Genomic DNA, 15625 nt, shown 5'->3' on the forward strand with positions numbered 1-15625 from the left:
GATTGATACGCATGAAAATGACTTTTAGATGGTTCGGAGAAGGCAACGATACGGTTCCCCTTAGCTATATTAAACAAATTCCCGGTACAGACGGTATCGTCTGGTCGCTTCATGATGTTGCGGCAGGAGAGGAATGGCCGCTGGAGCGAATTTTGGAGGTAAAGCAGCAAGCAGAGCAATACGGTTTGCATATCGATGTCGTTGAAAGCGTTAACGTGCACGAGGACATTAAGCTTGGTTTGCCGTCTCGTGATTTATACATAGACAATTATAAGAAAACAATTGAGAAGCTAGGCAGCGTTGGCGTTAAAGTTATTTGCTATAACTTCATGCCCATCTTCGACTGGCTGCGCACCGATTTGCACAAGCCGATGGGCAATGGTGCAACCGCTTTATTTTATGAAAATAGCCGAATAGCTGATGCCGATCCATTCCAATTTGTTGAAGAGATTAACGCGAACTCAGCGTTAACTATGCCGGGTTGGGAGCCTGAGCGGCTTCAGCATTTGACGAAGCTGTTTGAGGCTTATCAAGGCGTGACCGAAGAGCATCTATGGGAAAATCTTCGTTACTTCTTAAATGAAATTATACCTGTGGCAGCACGCAACGGCATTCGAATGGCCATTCATCCGGATGATCCGCCATGGTCTGTGTTCGGATTGCCGCGTATTATGACTTGTCAGGAAAACTTCAGAACTTTCCTCAAGCTGTATGATAGTCCTTTTAACGGAATCACGCTTTGCAGCGGCTCGCTCGGCGCAAATCCTAACAATGATATTATTTCTATGATTCATGAGTTTGCAGACCGTATCCCATTCGCCCATATCCGCAACGTCCGCGTGTATGAGAACGGAGATTTTATCGAGACTTCTCACCGTACAGAAGATGGAACCGTTGATATCGCCGGCATTGTGAGGGCTTATCACGAGGTTGGCTACACAGGATATGCAAGGCCTGATCATGGGCGTCATATCTTCGATGAGCAGTGCAGACCGGGATATGGCCTATACGATCGCGCGCTGGGCATTATGTATTTATGGGGGCTTTGGGATGCGTATCAGCTTGCAGCCACTACGACTGCAGGTTCGGAGGGCAAATCATGACACAGCTGCCTAAGCATGAGTCATTTGAAGGCAAGGTCGCTGTCATCACTGGCGGTGCGGGCGTACTTTGCCGAGTCATGGCGCTTGAGCTTGCTAGGCAAGGTGCCAAAATCGCCATTCTCAATCGCACCGCTGAGAAAGGGATTGCCGTGGCTGAGGAGATACAGGCTGCCGGCGGGATCGCCATCGCTGTCGCATGTGATGTCACGAGCGCTGAGAGCACGAAAGCAGCAGCAGCGGCTGTGCTCGATAAGCTTGGTCCATGCGATATATTAATTAATGGTGCAGGCGGCAATCATCCTAGCGCGAATACGACGAACGAGACCTTTAAGCCGGAGCATCTTCACGCAGAAAATATAACGACGCTGTTTAATTTGAGCATTGAAGGATTCCGCAGCGTCATGGATCTCAACTTTATCGGCACACTTATTCCAACGCAAATCTTTACAGAACAAATGCTTGGCCGTCAGGGCGCAACGATCATAAATATTTCATCGATGAGCGCTCCATCGCCGATGACCAAAGTACCTGCCTATAGTGCAGCCAAAGCAGCTATCGTCAATTTCACGCAGTGGCTGGCCGTTCATCTAGCTGAATCCGGCATTCGAGTTAACGCTATTGCTCCTGGATTTTTCCTAACTGAACAGAACAGAAAGCTGCTATTGGACGAGAATGGTCATTTAACCGAACGCTCGGGCAAAATTATTTCCCATACTCCAATGCGCCGATTCGGCAAACCCGAAGATTTGCTGGGCACTCTATTATGGCTCGCTGACGAGACAACGGCAGGTTTTGTCACTGGTACAACGATTCCAGTTGACGGCGGTTTTTTAGCCTATTCAGGTGTTTAGTTTTTCATAAAAAATAGCAGGCTGCCTAATGAACTTATCGTCTGGGGCAGCCTGCTAACCTTTTCCCATACATTTGCTTAGAAAATTCAGCTTAATCAAGGGTATAGTCAAGCGCTGGCATAAGCAAGGTCAAAAGCTGCTGCTGCTGTAAAATCCAGCTCCGTAAGGCCGCCATCATGCCATGTCGTCATTCGGAGCGTTACCATTTTATAATCGATAGCTATGAATGGATGATGGTTCAGACGCTCGGATGCTTGCGCAACCTCGTTTACGAAAGCGATAGCGCTTGGAAACGATTTAAAGCGATATTTTTTGATCATCCATTTACCCTCCTCCCGCTTCCAGCCTTCACATGCCGCCAAGCTTTTTTCGATTTCGGGCTCCGTTAGCTTCATACATTCCACTCCCTCGTCTCACTATGACTCCACTCCTGTACAAGGTCTATCTTATTTCATAATGTTATAGCAAGAAAAAGGATTGAACAAGTTTGGCCATACGAATTAATGAACATATTGCATATGCGAACCTTCGCTATTAAATGGAGAGTGCGACAGCAAGAAAAACGCCGCCCAGGGAGCTGGACAGCGTTATTTTTTAAGGCTTATGCTCTGTACAGGTCGGCTTCCTGCACGTCCAATATTTTCAGCGAAATAGCCCGGCAGGTCGTAGAAGACCTACAGGGCTATTTTTCTTTGAATTATTATTCTACTTCATTGGATGTCCGCAACTCATAGAGTTCGGGTACATCACATTTAATCGTTGCAGCTATCGAAATCGCCACCTTAAGCGGCATGATTCGTTTGTTGTCGATATAGTCGCCGATCCTCTCGGGTCTCACCATCAGTGCATCTGCAAGCTGCGCCTGCGATAACCCGCGTTCGCTTAATCGCTGCTCCAGCAGGCAATTGCCCAGTTCGTATTTCATCGTATTGCACCTCCATTTAACAGAGCGCTCAATACAAGTCTACCCAAGCGACCATCTCTATACCCTCTCAAGACTTGTCATTATCACAACATGGAAGGAAGGACTATACATTTTTAAATTAATTAGCTATTCACTTTCTCTTTGGTATAGCGATTCGCTGGAATCTGTAAGCCGAGATTGCCGCGCAGCGTATCCGATTCATAATCAGTGCGATAAATGCCGCGCTCTTGGAGAATTGGAACAACCAGCTCAACAAAATCATTCAAGCCGCTTGGAATCGAAGAATGAATAATGAAGCCGTCTGCTGCTCCCTCTTCATGCCACTCCTCAATCAGATCTGCAATTTTCTCAGGTGTACCGATGAATTGCGGACGCGGAGTCGCGGATTGAAGCGCAACCTGGCGCAGCGTAAGATTTTTCTCTTTCGCTACTTTTTTAATTTTGTCCGTTCCGCTGCGGAAGCTGTTTTGACCGAGGTCGCCAAGCTCTGGGAACTGCTCATCAAGCTGATATTGAGAGAAGTCATGATGCTCGAAGAAACGCCCTAAATAGTTCAAAGCATTCTCGATCGTCACTAACTCTGCCAGCTCTTGGTACTTGCGCTCAGCTTCCTCTTCCGTGCGTCCAATAATCGGACCAATGCCAGGAAGAATAACGATATCATCCACCGAACGGCCTTCAGCCACCGTACGATCCTTCACGTCTTTATAAAATGCTTTGGCATCTTCGATATTGTCATGGCCTGTGAATACCGCATCTGCTGCTTTGCCAGCCAGCTTCTTGCCGCTCTCAGAAGAGCCCGCTTGAAAAATAACCGGATGACCTTGCTTCGAGCGAGCAATATTAAGCGGACCTTGAACGGAGAAATACTCGCCTTTATGATCTAGACGGTGCAGCTTAGACGGATCAAAGAACACACCTGACTCTTTGTCTCTGACGAAAGCATCGTCCTCCCAAGAATCCCACAAACCGCGTGTCACTTCCAAATACTCTTCGGCAATTTTGTAGCGCTCATCATGTGTCGGATGATCCGTTTTGCTGAAATTGCTTGCCGAGCCCTCAAGCGGAGATGTAACAACATTCCATCCAGCACGACCGCCGCTAATATGATCTAAAGAGCCAAATTGTCTTGCAACCGTAAACGGCTCACTATATGAGCTCGATAATGTGCCAACCAATCCAATTTTGGACGTAACAGCTGCCAGCGCGGACAATATCGTAATCGGCTCAAAGCGGTTTAAAAAATGCGGAATCGATTTTTCGTTTATATATAGACCGTCAGCGATAAAGACTAGATCAAACTTACCCGCTTCAGCAGTCTGTGCTTGCTCCGTATAAAATTTAAAGTTCACGCTCGCATCAGCCGGCACTTCCGGATGCCGCCATGCCGAGATATTGCCTCCCACACCATGAATCAATGCGCCAAACTTAAGTTGCTTGCGGTTCGCCATAATAAACAGCCTCCTAATAAACATAGTATGATTGATCTTCTGACAGCAAAAGCAGCAGTCCTGCTAAGTTACCTGCAATAACGACGCTTCCTTTAATTGAAGCCGGTAGCTCTTAACGAGCGTTTCCCCATTCATTAAATCCTTATCGAATGCGCGCTCGAAGCCAAGGCGCTCGTACAGCCTTACAGCTGAATCCATCATGTCTGAAGTATGAAGATGCAGCGTCTCCGCTCCCCATTCCTTTGCAAGCTTTGCACTGGCACGGATAAGCTCCGTCGCTACGCCGAAGCCGCGTGCTGTCTGCGATACAGCGAGCAGGCGAATAATCGGTGAATGAATTTGAAGCTCCGGCCGTCCATAGGCCGCTTCAGAGGAATCAAACAAGAACACACTTCCAACGATCTTCCCGCCGAGCACCGCGACTAAACGCGCCTTCGTTGCTGCGCCTTCAACAGATTCCAGTATGCTTTCTTTATATTGATTCCATGCCGCTTCAGGCAGCACTTGCTCATATTGGCCATAAGCATCAATAAGTACTTCCCGTGTAGCATCTAGATCCTCAAGCTCAGCATTACGAATAATGACAGCTGTATCAGACATGCTTCTTCACCTGCTCTCCCTTTATATGATTACAATGGCTATACCTTTTAAAATGGCATCAATCTAATTGCGAGAGTCCAGCTCTCCCTGCTTGATTCGACGAATTTGACCTAAGTGACCTTGCACGTGTTTCACAAATGCCGGTACGATCACAGCTATTGATACGGGCTCACCTTTAAAGTTAATGCCGGTCTTGCTCCATTCTTCCTCGGTCAAACGATTAAACAACAGGCTGTTATATTGAACAAGTGAACGTGCCGCAAGCAAAATATCTTTAGCATCGCCTTCATTTGCCCTTTGGCCAGACACCCAAGCATCCTGTTTAAAGGAAGGCAGCCTTGTCTCGGAGCCAGACAAGATTTCACGAATGCGAAAGGATACGATAATGCTGTGATCAATGAGATGAGCGAGCACCTCGGTCACACTCCATGACTCAGGGGCAGCCTTCCATTTCAGCTGGTGATCCGACAGCCCTTCCAATTCCTGCTCAATTTGATCATATACGTTCACAAATGCATGAATATCGACAATGGGTTCGCTCATTTAAAATCCTCCTCGTGAATAACAAAAGTAAATTGTGTTATGCCCTGCTAAAACGATCAAGCTCAAATAATCGTAAATCGTACCCTGTATTCTTTTTTTGTATTTTGTCAGCCAAAATCTCGCCAACCACGCTCGCAAATTTAAAGCCATGACCGGAAAAACCGCCAGCAAGCAGCACATTATGATGCTCAGGATGAGCATCAATAATGAAATCCTCATCAGGCGTAAACTCGTATTTGCATACTGCCCCCCGCAAAAGCTTGCCGGCCGCATCCGGAACAAAAGCGGCAAGCGCGCGGCGAAGATCCTCTTCGTCTTCTGGATAAGCACCAAATGGAGCAATCGGCTCACCTGGCTGCCACTCCACGCCTGTATCGTGTCTGCCAATTTTAATTCCAGCGCCGCCGATGCTCGGAAAGCCGTAGTAGCCTCCCAGCGCGCCGCCCCAAGTGAAGCCGGGAAATACGCCTGCATCAAAAGCGGGTGAACGCGTTTCAAACCACCCTACTACCTTGCGAACTGCACGAATGGGAAGCTTAACATGCTTCGCGAGCATGCCAAACCATGCGCCGGCGGTAATAATGATTTGCTGTGCGGTATAAGCAGCTTCTTTCGTATGAACGGTGACGCTTGAAGCACTCGCCTGAATATCTGTAACGAAGCTGTTTACCAGAAGCTCTGCTCCGGCTGCTATAGCTTGCTGCTTATAAGCAGCTACACATTTTTCACTGTATAAGTAACCCGCATTCGGCTCGTACATCCCTTGGAAGGAGTCAGCCAATTGAACACCTGGAAAACGCCGATTAATTTCTTCCGCTCGCAGCAGCTCCACTTGAACGCCGTTGGCCATAGCATCGCCTAATCTGCCTTCATAATTGTAAAAGCTCGATTCTGCCATATTGAGCACGCCCGATCGCTCCAGCAGCTTTTCCCCCGTTGCTTTCTCGAGTGCCAGCCACCTCTCATCAGCACGAAGCGCCATCTTCACATAAGTATCGCCGCCATGATAAGCATGCCGGATTAGACGCGGCTCGCCGTGATGGCTTCCCATATTATGCGGCGGATCAAAAGCATCAATGAGTAAAGTCCTTGCTCCGCGGGCTGCGAGCTCATAACCTGCGCTCATCCCCATGGAGCCTGCCCCAACGATGATCACATCATATGATTTCGGAATGTTGTCGTCCTCCCGGCGCATTCTCGCCCGCCAGCTTGCGCAGAGCATCCACAGCAAGGGAAGCAAAAAAAGAAGCAGCAATCGGCAATGCTTTTTCATCTAAATCAAAGGCTGGATGATGCCATTCCTGTGAGCCGGCTGTGCCAAAAAACACAAACACCCCTTCGGTTTCCTTCAAATAAAACGCAAAATCCTCGCCTGCCGGAGAAGGCGTCGGCTTCACCACTGCAAGGCCAAGAGCATTCGCTGTTATCGAAGCTTGATCGGCCCACTTCTGATCATTGACAACTGCTGGCGGCCCTTCCAGCCACTTCACTTTCGCACTCGTTGCAAACGCCGATGCTACACCATTTACGACCTGATCAAAGCGCTCGCGCACTTTCATGCGGACATGCTCTTCAAACGTACGCAGCGTACCGTCAAATACCGCTTTGTCCGAAATAATATTCCAAGCGGTTCCCGCATGAAGCCTTGTCACACTAACAACCGCACTGTCCAGCGCACTTACGCTGCGGCTTACGATCGATTGCAGCGCCGTAATCATATGCGCCGCGGTTACGATCGGATCAAGACCCGCTTCAGGTACTGCGGCATGACTGCCGCGGCCTTCCACTTCAACGACAAAACCATCAGCTGCCGCCATGATTGGCCCGCCTGTAATTCCAATCGTTCCAACTGGGAGATCCGGCTTGTTATGCATGCCGAACACCGCGCTCACGCCTTCCAAAGCTCCGCTTGCAATAAGCCTCTGAGCACCCTTTGCTTTTTCTTCCGCAGGCTGGAACAACAAGCGCACCGTTCCTTGCAGCTCCTGCTCCCGTTCCTTGAGCAAAAGAGCAGTTCCTATAATCGACGCCGTGTGGAAATCATGTCCGCAGGCATGCATTTTACCCGGAATTGTTGAAGCAAATGCAAGACCCGTCTCCTCCTGTATCGGCAGTGCGTCTATATCCGCGCGAACCGCGACAATCGGGCCGCCGTGCAATCCACCAATCTCTGCAATGACACCGGTTTGAAGTCCATAATCAACAACTCGAATGCCCGCCTCCGTTAACCAGCCGCGTATGGAAGCCGTCGTCTCGAACTCCTCATGAGAAAGCTCAGGATGCTGATGCAGCTGCCTTCGAATGGCTATCAACTTCTCCTCTATGAATTCAGCTGAGAAATCGCTCATACCAACTCTCCTTCAAAGGCTTCCTTAAGCAGCTCGAAGGATCGTACACGCTTGGCGAAATCAGGAATAATCGTCGTAAAAATAAACTCATCCACGCCATACTGCTCCCCAATTTCAAGCAGTCGTTTGCGAACCGTCTCCTTGGTGCCGCGGGTAATATCCGCATCCCTTTCCTCTGCTGTAAATGTCTCTCCCGCCTGCCTAGCAAATTCCTTCGCTTGTTCCAGCGTGCCTACGTTTACAGTCTTGCCGCTTGCCAGTGTAACTCTCACATTTTTAAAATGACCTGCCAGCTCATTCGCTTCTTCTTCCGAATCGGATGCTATTACTGACAATGCTAGAATCGCTTTAGGCTCTCCGCCAAACGACCGATTAAATTTATTCCGATACGTATTTATCGCCTTTTGAGCCGTATCTGGATCGTTATTAATGAATAATGCAAAAGCATACGGATAACCCTTCTCCGCAGCCAGCTCCGCGCTTGATAAGCTTGTGCCAAGCAAAAAAATGTCAGCAGGCTGCTTCGGCAGCGGACTTGCAACAAGCCCAGCCAGCGGATGCTCTTCGCCAGTCTTATCATGGAGCAGCTGCTCCAGCTCTGTCAGCTTCTCAGCTAAAGTGTCGACTTCCGCTACGCCCTTCTGCAAAGCTTTCGTAGAACGCGGCAATCCGCCTGGCGCTCGCCCGATGCCCAGCTCAACTCTTCCTGGCGCGAGTGAAGCAAGCACATTAAAATTTTCTGCCACTTTATAAGGGCTGTAATGCTGGAGCATTACGCCGCCTGAACCAATGCGAATGGATGATGTTTGAGCCAGCAAATAAGCAATAAGCACCTCTGGCGAGGACCCCGCCATCCCGGGAGAATCATGATGCTCTGATACCCAGAAGCGCTCGAAACCAAGCGTTTCTGCCAATTGCGCCAGCCTCACGGTATTCGCCAAGGCTTCAGCAGCAGTTTGACCGGGAAAAATAATACTTTGATCCAGAATGCCAATTTTGAGTGACATATTGATTCGCTCCTCTATGTGTTAGATGGAATAGACACCCTCAGGTGTGATCCGTTTCAAAAATTGTTTGGTTCGTTCTTCTTTCGGATTGGTGAAAATATCGTTAGGCCTGCCCTCTTCAACGATCGCTCCGCCGTCCATAAAGACAACATGGCTGGCAACATCCTGCGCAAAGCTCATTTCATGGGTCACGATAATCATCGTAATGCCTTCTTTTGCGATTTTGCGAATTACGCTAAGCACCTCGCCAACCAGCTCTGGATCAAGCGCCGAAGTCGGCTCATCGAACAAAATAACTTCTGGGTTCAGCGCCAGCGCACGAGCGATGCCCACACGCTGCTGTTGTCCGCCAGACAGCTCGCTCGGATAAGCATGCAGCTTATTGCCAAGACCAACCTTTTCAAGCAGCTCCTCGCTTTTTTGCCGCGCCTCTTCCTTCGGGAGCTTCTTAACGATGAGGAGACCTTCCATTACATTTTCAATTGCCGTCTTATGCTTAAATAAATTATATTGCTGGAAAACCATTGCGCTCTTTTGCCGAAGCGCATGAATTCCTTTTTTATCGGGACGTTTGCAATTAACGGTGAAATCACCAATCGAAATTTGACCGTCGCTTGGCTTCTCTAAATAATTGATGCAGCGCAGCAGCGTTGTTTTCCCGGAGCCGCTTGGCCCGAGTATCGCAACGACCTCGCCTTTATTGACTGTAAGATCGATTCCTTTGAGCACTTCATTGCGTCCGAAGCTCTTCCTAATTTGCGTCAGCTTAATCATGAGACACCGCCTCTGTTGTACAGGTTAAAGCGCTTCTCGGCTAACGCGGTCAGTCGCTCGATGAAAAAGGTTAATCCCCAGAAAATAAGAGCTGCGGCAAGGTATGCCTCAAAAAACTTCCAGTTTGTTGAAGCAACGATTTGCGCTTTAGCATTAATGTCAACGACGGACACTGTAAAAGCCAGCGTTGATCCGTGCAGCATGCCAATTACCGAGTTCGATAAGTTAGGCAAGCTGGCAGCAAAGGCTTGGGGCAAAATAATTCGGCGCATCGCTTGCGAGGTCGTCATTCCAATGGAATACGCTGCTTCCATTTGTCCTCGGTTAACCGCAAGCAGTCCCGATCTGACAACCTCAGACATGTATGCGCCAGCCGTAATCGAGAAAGAAATATAAGCGAATCCTATCATGGGAATTGAAACCGAACGGAACGACAAGCCTAACGCCTCAGCTATACCATCAACGATAATCGGCAAACCGAAATAAATAAGCAATAAATGCGTTAGCATAGGAGTTCCGCGGATGACGGTAACATAGGAAACGGCGATAGGATAAAGGACTGGAATCTTATAAAGTCTAATGACGGCTACAGATGTGCCAATGATAAAGCCGCAAAAAACAGAAACGAACGTAATCGCCAAAGCCGTAGGCACCGCGCTCAAAAGCTGAACAAAAGCCGTCCATATGAATGCGAAATCAAGCTTCATTTTCCCTTCCTCCTCTGCCAAAGCCTATTCCGGCTGCAAACCGCCTTGATTTATCTTTTTTGATAAGAGGTTCTTTGTCTTCTACCGCGATGCGGCGCTCGTGCTTCAATAACCTGCGTTCGATCAAATGGAACAGCTTCTCAAGCCCAAAGCTCAAAATAAAGTAGATAATCGCGAGCGAAACATACGTTTCAAGGAAATGCCTCGACATAACAGCCAGTGTTTGTGATTTTCCTGTTAATTCCATAATACCTAACGAAAAGGCGAGTGATGTATCCTTCAAATTTGCGATAACAAGATTAGAGAATACCGGCAATGCAATCGAAACGGCTTGAGGTAGTACAATTCGGGTAAAAGCTTGGAAACCCGTCATTCCTACCGCATAAGCTGCTTCAACCTGGCCCCTATCCACTGCCCCGACAGCCGCGCGAATCATCTCCGCTATATAGGCTCCGCTGTGCAGCGCATAAGTAAGGATGACAAAATATAATGCCGGCACTTTAGCTACATCCAAATGAAAAAGCTTCAAAACCTCAGGCAAGCCGTAATAAAACAGAAATAGCTGAATGAGTATAGGCGTCCCTCTAAAAAAAGATAAATACACCTGTGAAAACCGTCTTAGAACCGGAATCTTATAAAGCTGGGGAAAGGCGACGATAAATCCGACGCCAACCCCAAGTACGATGGAACTCACCACAATAAGAAGAGTGACTTTCAAGGTAGGCAGCAGCTTTATTAGATACTCGAACACGTAGCTGATATCAAAAGGTTCTCCCACCTTAGCCATCTCACCTTTCAATTGGGTTTATTTTTCTTGGGAAGTAAAATCATCGCCCAGCCATTCTGAGCTAAGCTTAGCCAGCGTACCGTCTGCTTTCAGTTCTTTGATTACTACATCAACTGCATCAGAAAGCTTTTGCTGCTCCGGATCGTCCTTGCGGAACATGAACAAGATGTCTGCTTCGCTCAGTGCCGGTCCTACTGCTTTAAGCTCTTTCTTCGGATCAACTAACGATAAAGTAAAGTCAGCAGCGAGGAAGGCATCCACTCGGCCCGAGGTTACTTGCGATACGTTGTCGTTTGCGCCGCCATTTTGATACACAAGCTCAAGCGCGTTTCCGTTTTCCTTGTTGTAATTTTCAAGAATCGTTGCCGCTGCGCTTGTTGCCGTTGTTAGCACTTTTTTACCTTTTAGATCAGCCAACGTTTGAACTGAATTATTGTCCTTGTCAACAATGATCTTGTTTCTCCAGTGCGCATAAGGCTCTTTATTAAAGAGGTACTTCTGTACGCGTTCCGGATTTTGCTCCATCTCATGTGCAATCATGTCAATTTTTTTCGTTTCCAAGCTTAACAGCAGGTTCGTAAATTCAAGCGTTTGAATGTCAAATTCATAATCTGGAAGACGTTTATCAATTTCTCTTACAAGCTCTACATCGAAACCAGTAAGCTTGCCATTCTCATCTATAAAGCAAACTTTAGGGAATTGTGTTCCTGTGCCAACAACAATTTTTGTTACGGATTTGGAAGCCTCTCCGCTTCCTGTTTCCGCACTGCCGCCGGTGTTGTTTTTATTGCTTCCGCAGCCAGCAACTGTAAGGGCAAGGACGAGTGCAATCGATAAAACGAATCGTTTTTTCATTTTCTTTTCCCCCTAAATGTTTAAATCCTTATAATTCCTACCTGTTAAGTAAGGATTATGTTGAATTCACTTTACCACCGGACTGCCAGCTTCGTCAATCCTCTAGCTTATAGAGATCTTCTATAAGAAAATTGAATAATCCAATGATGCTTTTATCAACAAAAAACGTCCGCTGCTTCAGTAGGAGCAGCGGACGAATGTGATTAAGTGCACTTTTCATATCGGCTTAACTGTAATTATGAATGTACCATACCCATCGCTTTTCGAATAATAGAGTTTTTGTATTACAGATTTATATTTGCTGATAAGCTTAGCTCCGCATCTGCTAATTGCTTGCCTATTTCGGTAATGGCATGTACAAATTCCAAATGCTCTCCATGATGCGAAATGAGGTTCGTCTGTAAAAAAATGCCTTCCGTCTCGGGGACGCGTATCGGATAAAGCTTCCCATCCTGCAGCTCCTGCTGGGCGCATAAGCCTGGAAGAAACGCGATGCCTGCTTTCTGAATGACAAGCTTTTTGGCCATCTCAGAATTATCCGTCTGAATTTGAATGTTGGGCGGCAGCTCCAAATTCTCGAATATACGATGAATGCGAAGCCAATCCAATGAGCCGCATTCAAAAAAAACGAGCGGCTGCTCAGCGATCGCCTCAACCGTCAGCTTATCCGTTGTTAAGAACGGATGCCCATGATACACATGCAGCCGTATTGGATCTTCATAGAACTTGGTCGACTGCAGGTTAGGATGATTCACCTTGCGAACAAAGCCAATATCCACTTCCTTGCTCAGCACTTTATTCACAATCTCATCCGTGGTGCTTGTGACGATTTTATAGTGAGTGTGTGGGAATTTCTTCTTTAAGCGAGGTAATAAGTCAGGAATAATATAATTGGAGACAGACACGGTACAGCCAATTCGGAACTCGTTCGGCAAAGACTTCTTCTGATTAATATGCTGCTTGCCCTTCTGATAGATGAGCAGCAGCTGCTGGGCATAAGGGAGAAATCGTTTACCGTCTTCCGTTATTTGAATCTGTTTGCCATTTCGATCGAACAGCTTGCAGTCGAGCTCCTGCTCAAGGGACTTAATTCTTGCTGTTACAGAAGGCTGAGACAAATACAACGCGTCAGCTGCTTTATTAAAGCTTCCACAATGGATGACATAGACGAATGCTTCTATATTCTCAATGTTGATTTGACACACCTCCACTTACTTAAATCCAACTAAACCAATACGAATATATATAATTAAAGTAACAAACTAAGGAGTTCATGTCAATCGACCAAAAAAAACGGGTTGCCCCAAAAGTAGATACCTACTTGTGGAGCAACCCTTATTCTTTACATTCGTTCCGCTCTAACGAGGGATTGTATTGTTGTCCGCATACCCGCTATCGCTGCGGTTGCCTTTCTTAAATAATTTGCGCAGATAAGGAAGGGCAAAGTAATCAATACCGAATTTACCTGCGTTCGTGCCAGCGATGAATACGATAATTCCGATTAGCAGCATCCAAGGGTTAGTCGATACCGTACCTGCAAACATAAACATGAAGTTCATTAATAATCCGAAAAATGCTGCAGCTGTCGTAAGTGCGCCAACGATAAGTCCAAGCCCTACCAAACATTCACCAACGGGAATGAGGAAGTTAATGATGCCTGCATTCGGAAGAGCAACATGTTCTAGAAATGCAGTGAACGTCGGATAAACTAATTCGTTTGTCGCTTTATCCATTACTGGGTTGCCAATAGCTCCTTTTAAAAATCCGCTGGCATCAAATCCGCCCAGCTTATGCCATCCAGCGCTCAGCCATTGCCATCCCAAATACACCCGCAGCACAAGCATTAAGCCCGCTGCATATTTGTTTTCGCTTAGCCATTTGGTTACCATGACGATCAGCTCCTCTTATTTTTGTCTAAACCGAGATCGTTTCAATCAGTTCCTTCAGTTTGTTCGCCGAACGGTGCAGCAGCGCTTTTTCTTCCTCTGTAATCGGAATGTCCAGCACCTCTCTTACTCCATTGCGATCAACGACGCACGGAACACCCATGTATACATCCGATATGCCGTGGTAGTTTTCAACTAACGTGGATACATTGAGTACAGCCGACTCATTGGACAATATCGCAGTTACAATACGATCCAGTGCTAACGCAATAGCGTAATAAGTGGCACCTTTCGCTTCTATGATTTCGTAGGCCGCATCTCTCGTATGCGTAAAGATGTCTGACTTTTCTTCCTCGCTAAGCGAGATGGACGAACCAGCTACGTTTGCGAGGCTCCATAATGGAAGCTCGGAATCCCCATGCTCCCCAATGATATGGGCATGTACGCTGCGCGGGTCAAGCTGCAATCGCTCGCCGATTAGATAGCGGAAACGAGCACTATCGAGCAATGTGCCTGAACCGATTACACGGTGAGTTGGCCAGCCCGACTTTTTCTGGCAGAAGTAACTCATAATATCTACCGGATTCGTAGCGATTAATAGAATGCCGTCATCATTGTATTTCAATACTTCGGATACGATGCTTTCATAGATGGCAATGTTGCGCTTTAATAGATTCAGCCTTGGCTCCCCAGGCTTCTGTGCTGCTCCAGCTGTAATGATGACGATATCCGCATCCTTACAGTCCTCGTAAGTTCCTGCCCATACTTTAGTCTGACCAAGGAATGGCATCCCGTGATTCATATCAAGCGCATCCCCAACTGCTTTGCCTGCATTCGCATCTATTAACACAAGCTCATCCATCCGGCTGCGAAGCAGCAGCGTATAGGCTGTTGTGGATCCTACTGCTCCTACACCAATAACGACAACTTTTGATTTTTTCATTGTTATTCCACCTCTTCAAATGGTTTGTTTACGAAATAATACATAACGCCCATAAGGACGGAGCCACCAATTAAATTACCTAGTGTTACAGGTACAAGATTATGAATCATGCCTTCTAGTGAAATGGTTCCCGGATGATTCAGCACAAGCGCAATGGCGAAGGTGCAAAGATTAGCGATGCTGTGCTCGTAGCCTGAAATAAAGAAGCAGAATACGAATAGCATCATAGCGAACAACTTTGGCCCATCTCCGCGCAGTGACATCGGAACAAAAAATGCTAAGCAGACCAGCCAGTTACACAATACACCCCGGAAAAACAATTCCCATACCGGTGCGTGAAGCTTCTTCTCTACGACACTGAGTAAAAATCCATTAACGGACGCATCGCTGAACAATCCGGTTGCCCATATGAGAAGGGCGAAAGCAACTGCACCAAGAAAGTTGCCTGCGTAGCTTGCACACCATAGCTTTACAACGTTTAGCCAGCGCATTTTGCCCCTAAGAGCTGCAAAGGTGAAATAGAAGGTGTTTCCTGTAAAAAGATCTCCTCCGCCATAGGCGATTAGAATGATTGCTGCTCCAAACGTTATCGCCGCCATTGGATAGGTTAGCGGACTATGTGACTCATAGAAAAAGCTGCCTGTCTTAAACGCTACGATTACGCCAAATCCGATAAACATACTCGCTAACATGGCTCGCAATATATATCTCAGCTTGCTTGTCAAAAACACCTTTTGCTTCTTCAAAGCAAGCTGTTCAACCCTTCTCAAAGGAGCATGCTCCATATGAAATCCTCCTAATGTGTGGTGTTAATCGTTTATGCTGTGCTCGCTTTCGTTTGCTAC

The 15625-nt window shown here is 47.1% G+C and carries 18 protein-coding genes; 2 read left to right on the forward strand and 16 right to left on the reverse strand.

Going from position 1 to position 15625, the window contains the following annotated elements; genetic code table 11:
* Positions 1-11: 11 nt before the first annotated feature.
* Positions 12-1103, forward strand: a complete 1092-nt coding sequence (uxuA, locus tag AC0VYE_RS27920; protein ID WP_475443860.1) for a mannonate dehydratase — start codon at positions 12-14, stop codon at positions 1101-1103.
* Positions 1100-1954 (forward strand): SDR family oxidoreductase, encoded by an 855-nt coding sequence (locus AC0VYE_RS27925; RefSeq protein ID WP_475443862.1) that lies wholly within the window; start codon positions 1100-1102, stop codon positions 1952-1954. Before uxuA ends, AC0VYE_RS27925 begins: the two co-directional genes overlap by 4 nt.
* Positions 1955-2061: 107 nt before the next feature.
* Here AC0VYE_RS27925 and AC0VYE_RS27930 read toward each other — a convergent pair whose 3' ends face one another.
* The 16 genes from AC0VYE_RS27930 to AC0VYE_RS28005 all read right to left on the reverse strand — a co-directional run bounded on the left by AC0VYE_RS27930 (position 2062) and on the right by AC0VYE_RS28005 (position 15565).
* Positions 2062-2349, reverse strand: a complete 288-nt coding sequence (locus AC0VYE_RS27930; RefSeq protein WP_076269066.1) for a 4a-hydroxytetrahydrobiopterin dehydratase — start codon at positions 2347-2349, stop codon at positions 2062-2064.
* Between the two features lie 305 nt (positions 2350-2654).
* Positions 2655-2879, reverse strand: coding sequence for a helix-turn-helix transcriptional regulator (locus AC0VYE_RS27935; protein ID WP_076269070.1), 225 nt, complete (start codon positions 2877-2879; stop codon positions 2655-2657).
* A gap of 122 nt (positions 2880-3001) precedes the next feature.
* On the reverse strand, positions 3002-4330 hold the full coding sequence (locus AC0VYE_RS27940) for an LLM class flavin-dependent oxidoreductase (RefSeq protein WP_475443865.1): 1329 nt from the start codon (positions 4328-4330) through the stop codon (positions 3002-3004).
* Positions 4331-4393: 63 nt separating this feature from the next.
* A complete protein-coding gene (locus AC0VYE_RS27945; RefSeq protein ID WP_441908559.1) occupies positions 4394-4930 on the reverse strand; it encodes a GNAT family N-acetyltransferase in 537 nt (178 codons plus the stop codon).
* A gap of 63 nt (positions 4931-4993) precedes the next feature.
* Complete coding sequence (locus tag AC0VYE_RS27950; protein ID WP_475443867.1) at positions 4994-5473, reverse strand: DinB family protein; 480 nt, start codon at positions 5471-5473, stop codon at positions 4994-4996.
* A 37-nt stretch (positions 5474-5510) separates the two neighbouring features.
* Positions 5511-6668 (reverse strand): N-methyl-L-tryptophan oxidase, encoded by a 1158-nt coding sequence (solA, locus tag AC0VYE_RS27955; protein WP_475443869.1) that lies wholly within the window; start codon positions 6666-6668, stop codon positions 5511-5513.
* The gene (locus AC0VYE_RS27960; RefSeq protein WP_475443870.1) at positions 6631-7821 is read right to left on the reverse strand and encodes an amidohydrolase; all 1191 of its coding nucleotides are present in this window, start codon (positions 7819-7821) and stop codon (positions 6631-6633) included. Before AC0VYE_RS27960 ends, solA begins: the two co-directional genes overlap by 38 nt.
* Positions 7818-8828: an LLM class flavin-dependent oxidoreductase gene (locus AC0VYE_RS27965; protein WP_475443872.1), complete on the reverse strand. Its 1011-nt coding sequence runs from the start codon at positions 8826-8828 to the stop codon at positions 7818-7820. The genes AC0VYE_RS27960 and AC0VYE_RS27965 overlap by 4 nt, the downstream gene beginning before the upstream one ends.
* A gap of 21 nt (positions 8829-8849) precedes the next feature.
* A complete protein-coding gene (locus AC0VYE_RS27970; protein ID WP_475443874.1) occupies positions 8850-9602 on the reverse strand; it encodes an amino acid ABC transporter ATP-binding protein in 753 nt (250 codons plus the stop codon).
* The gene (locus AC0VYE_RS27975; RefSeq protein WP_475443876.1) at positions 9599-10309 is read right to left on the reverse strand and encodes an amino acid ABC transporter permease; all 711 of its coding nucleotides are present in this window, start codon (positions 10307-10309) and stop codon (positions 9599-9601) included. The genes AC0VYE_RS27970 and AC0VYE_RS27975 overlap by 4 nt, the downstream gene beginning before the upstream one ends.
* Complete coding sequence (locus AC0VYE_RS27980) at positions 10299-11087, reverse strand: amino acid ABC transporter permease (RefSeq protein ID WP_076269078.1); 789 nt, start codon at positions 11085-11087, stop codon at positions 10299-10301. Before AC0VYE_RS27980 ends, AC0VYE_RS27975 begins: the two co-directional genes overlap by 11 nt.
* Positions 11088-11114: 27 nt before the next feature.
* Entirely contained in the window at positions 11115-11951 is an 837-nt protein-coding gene (locus AC0VYE_RS27985; protein ID WP_076269079.1) for a transporter substrate-binding domain-containing protein, read from the reverse strand.
* A gap of 284 nt (positions 11952-12235) precedes the next feature.
* Positions 12236-13147 carry a LysR family transcriptional regulator gene (locus AC0VYE_RS27990; protein WP_076269139.1) on the reverse strand — a complete coding sequence of 304 codons (912 nt, stop codon included), beginning with the start codon at positions 13145-13147 and terminating at the stop codon, positions 12236-12238.
* A 162-nt stretch (positions 13148-13309) separates the two neighbouring features.
* Positions 13310-13840, reverse strand: a complete 531-nt coding sequence (locus AC0VYE_RS27995) for a DoxX family protein (protein WP_076269080.1) — start codon at positions 13838-13840, stop codon at positions 13310-13312.
* A gap of 25 nt (positions 13841-13865) precedes the next feature.
* On the reverse strand, positions 13866-14780 hold the full coding sequence (locus tag AC0VYE_RS28000) for an L-lactate dehydrogenase (RefSeq protein ID WP_430059526.1): 915 nt from the start codon (positions 14778-14780) through the stop codon (positions 13866-13868).
* A gap of 2 nt (positions 14781-14782) precedes the next feature.
* The gene (locus AC0VYE_RS28005; protein WP_076269082.1) at positions 14783-15565 is read right to left on the reverse strand and encodes a formate/nitrite transporter family protein; all 783 of its coding nucleotides are present in this window, start codon (positions 15563-15565) and stop codon (positions 14783-14785) included.
* Between the last annotated feature and the right edge of the window lie 60 nt (positions 15566-15625).

The sequence above is a fragment of the Pristimantibacillus sp. Z349TD_6 genome, assembly GCF_056173205.1.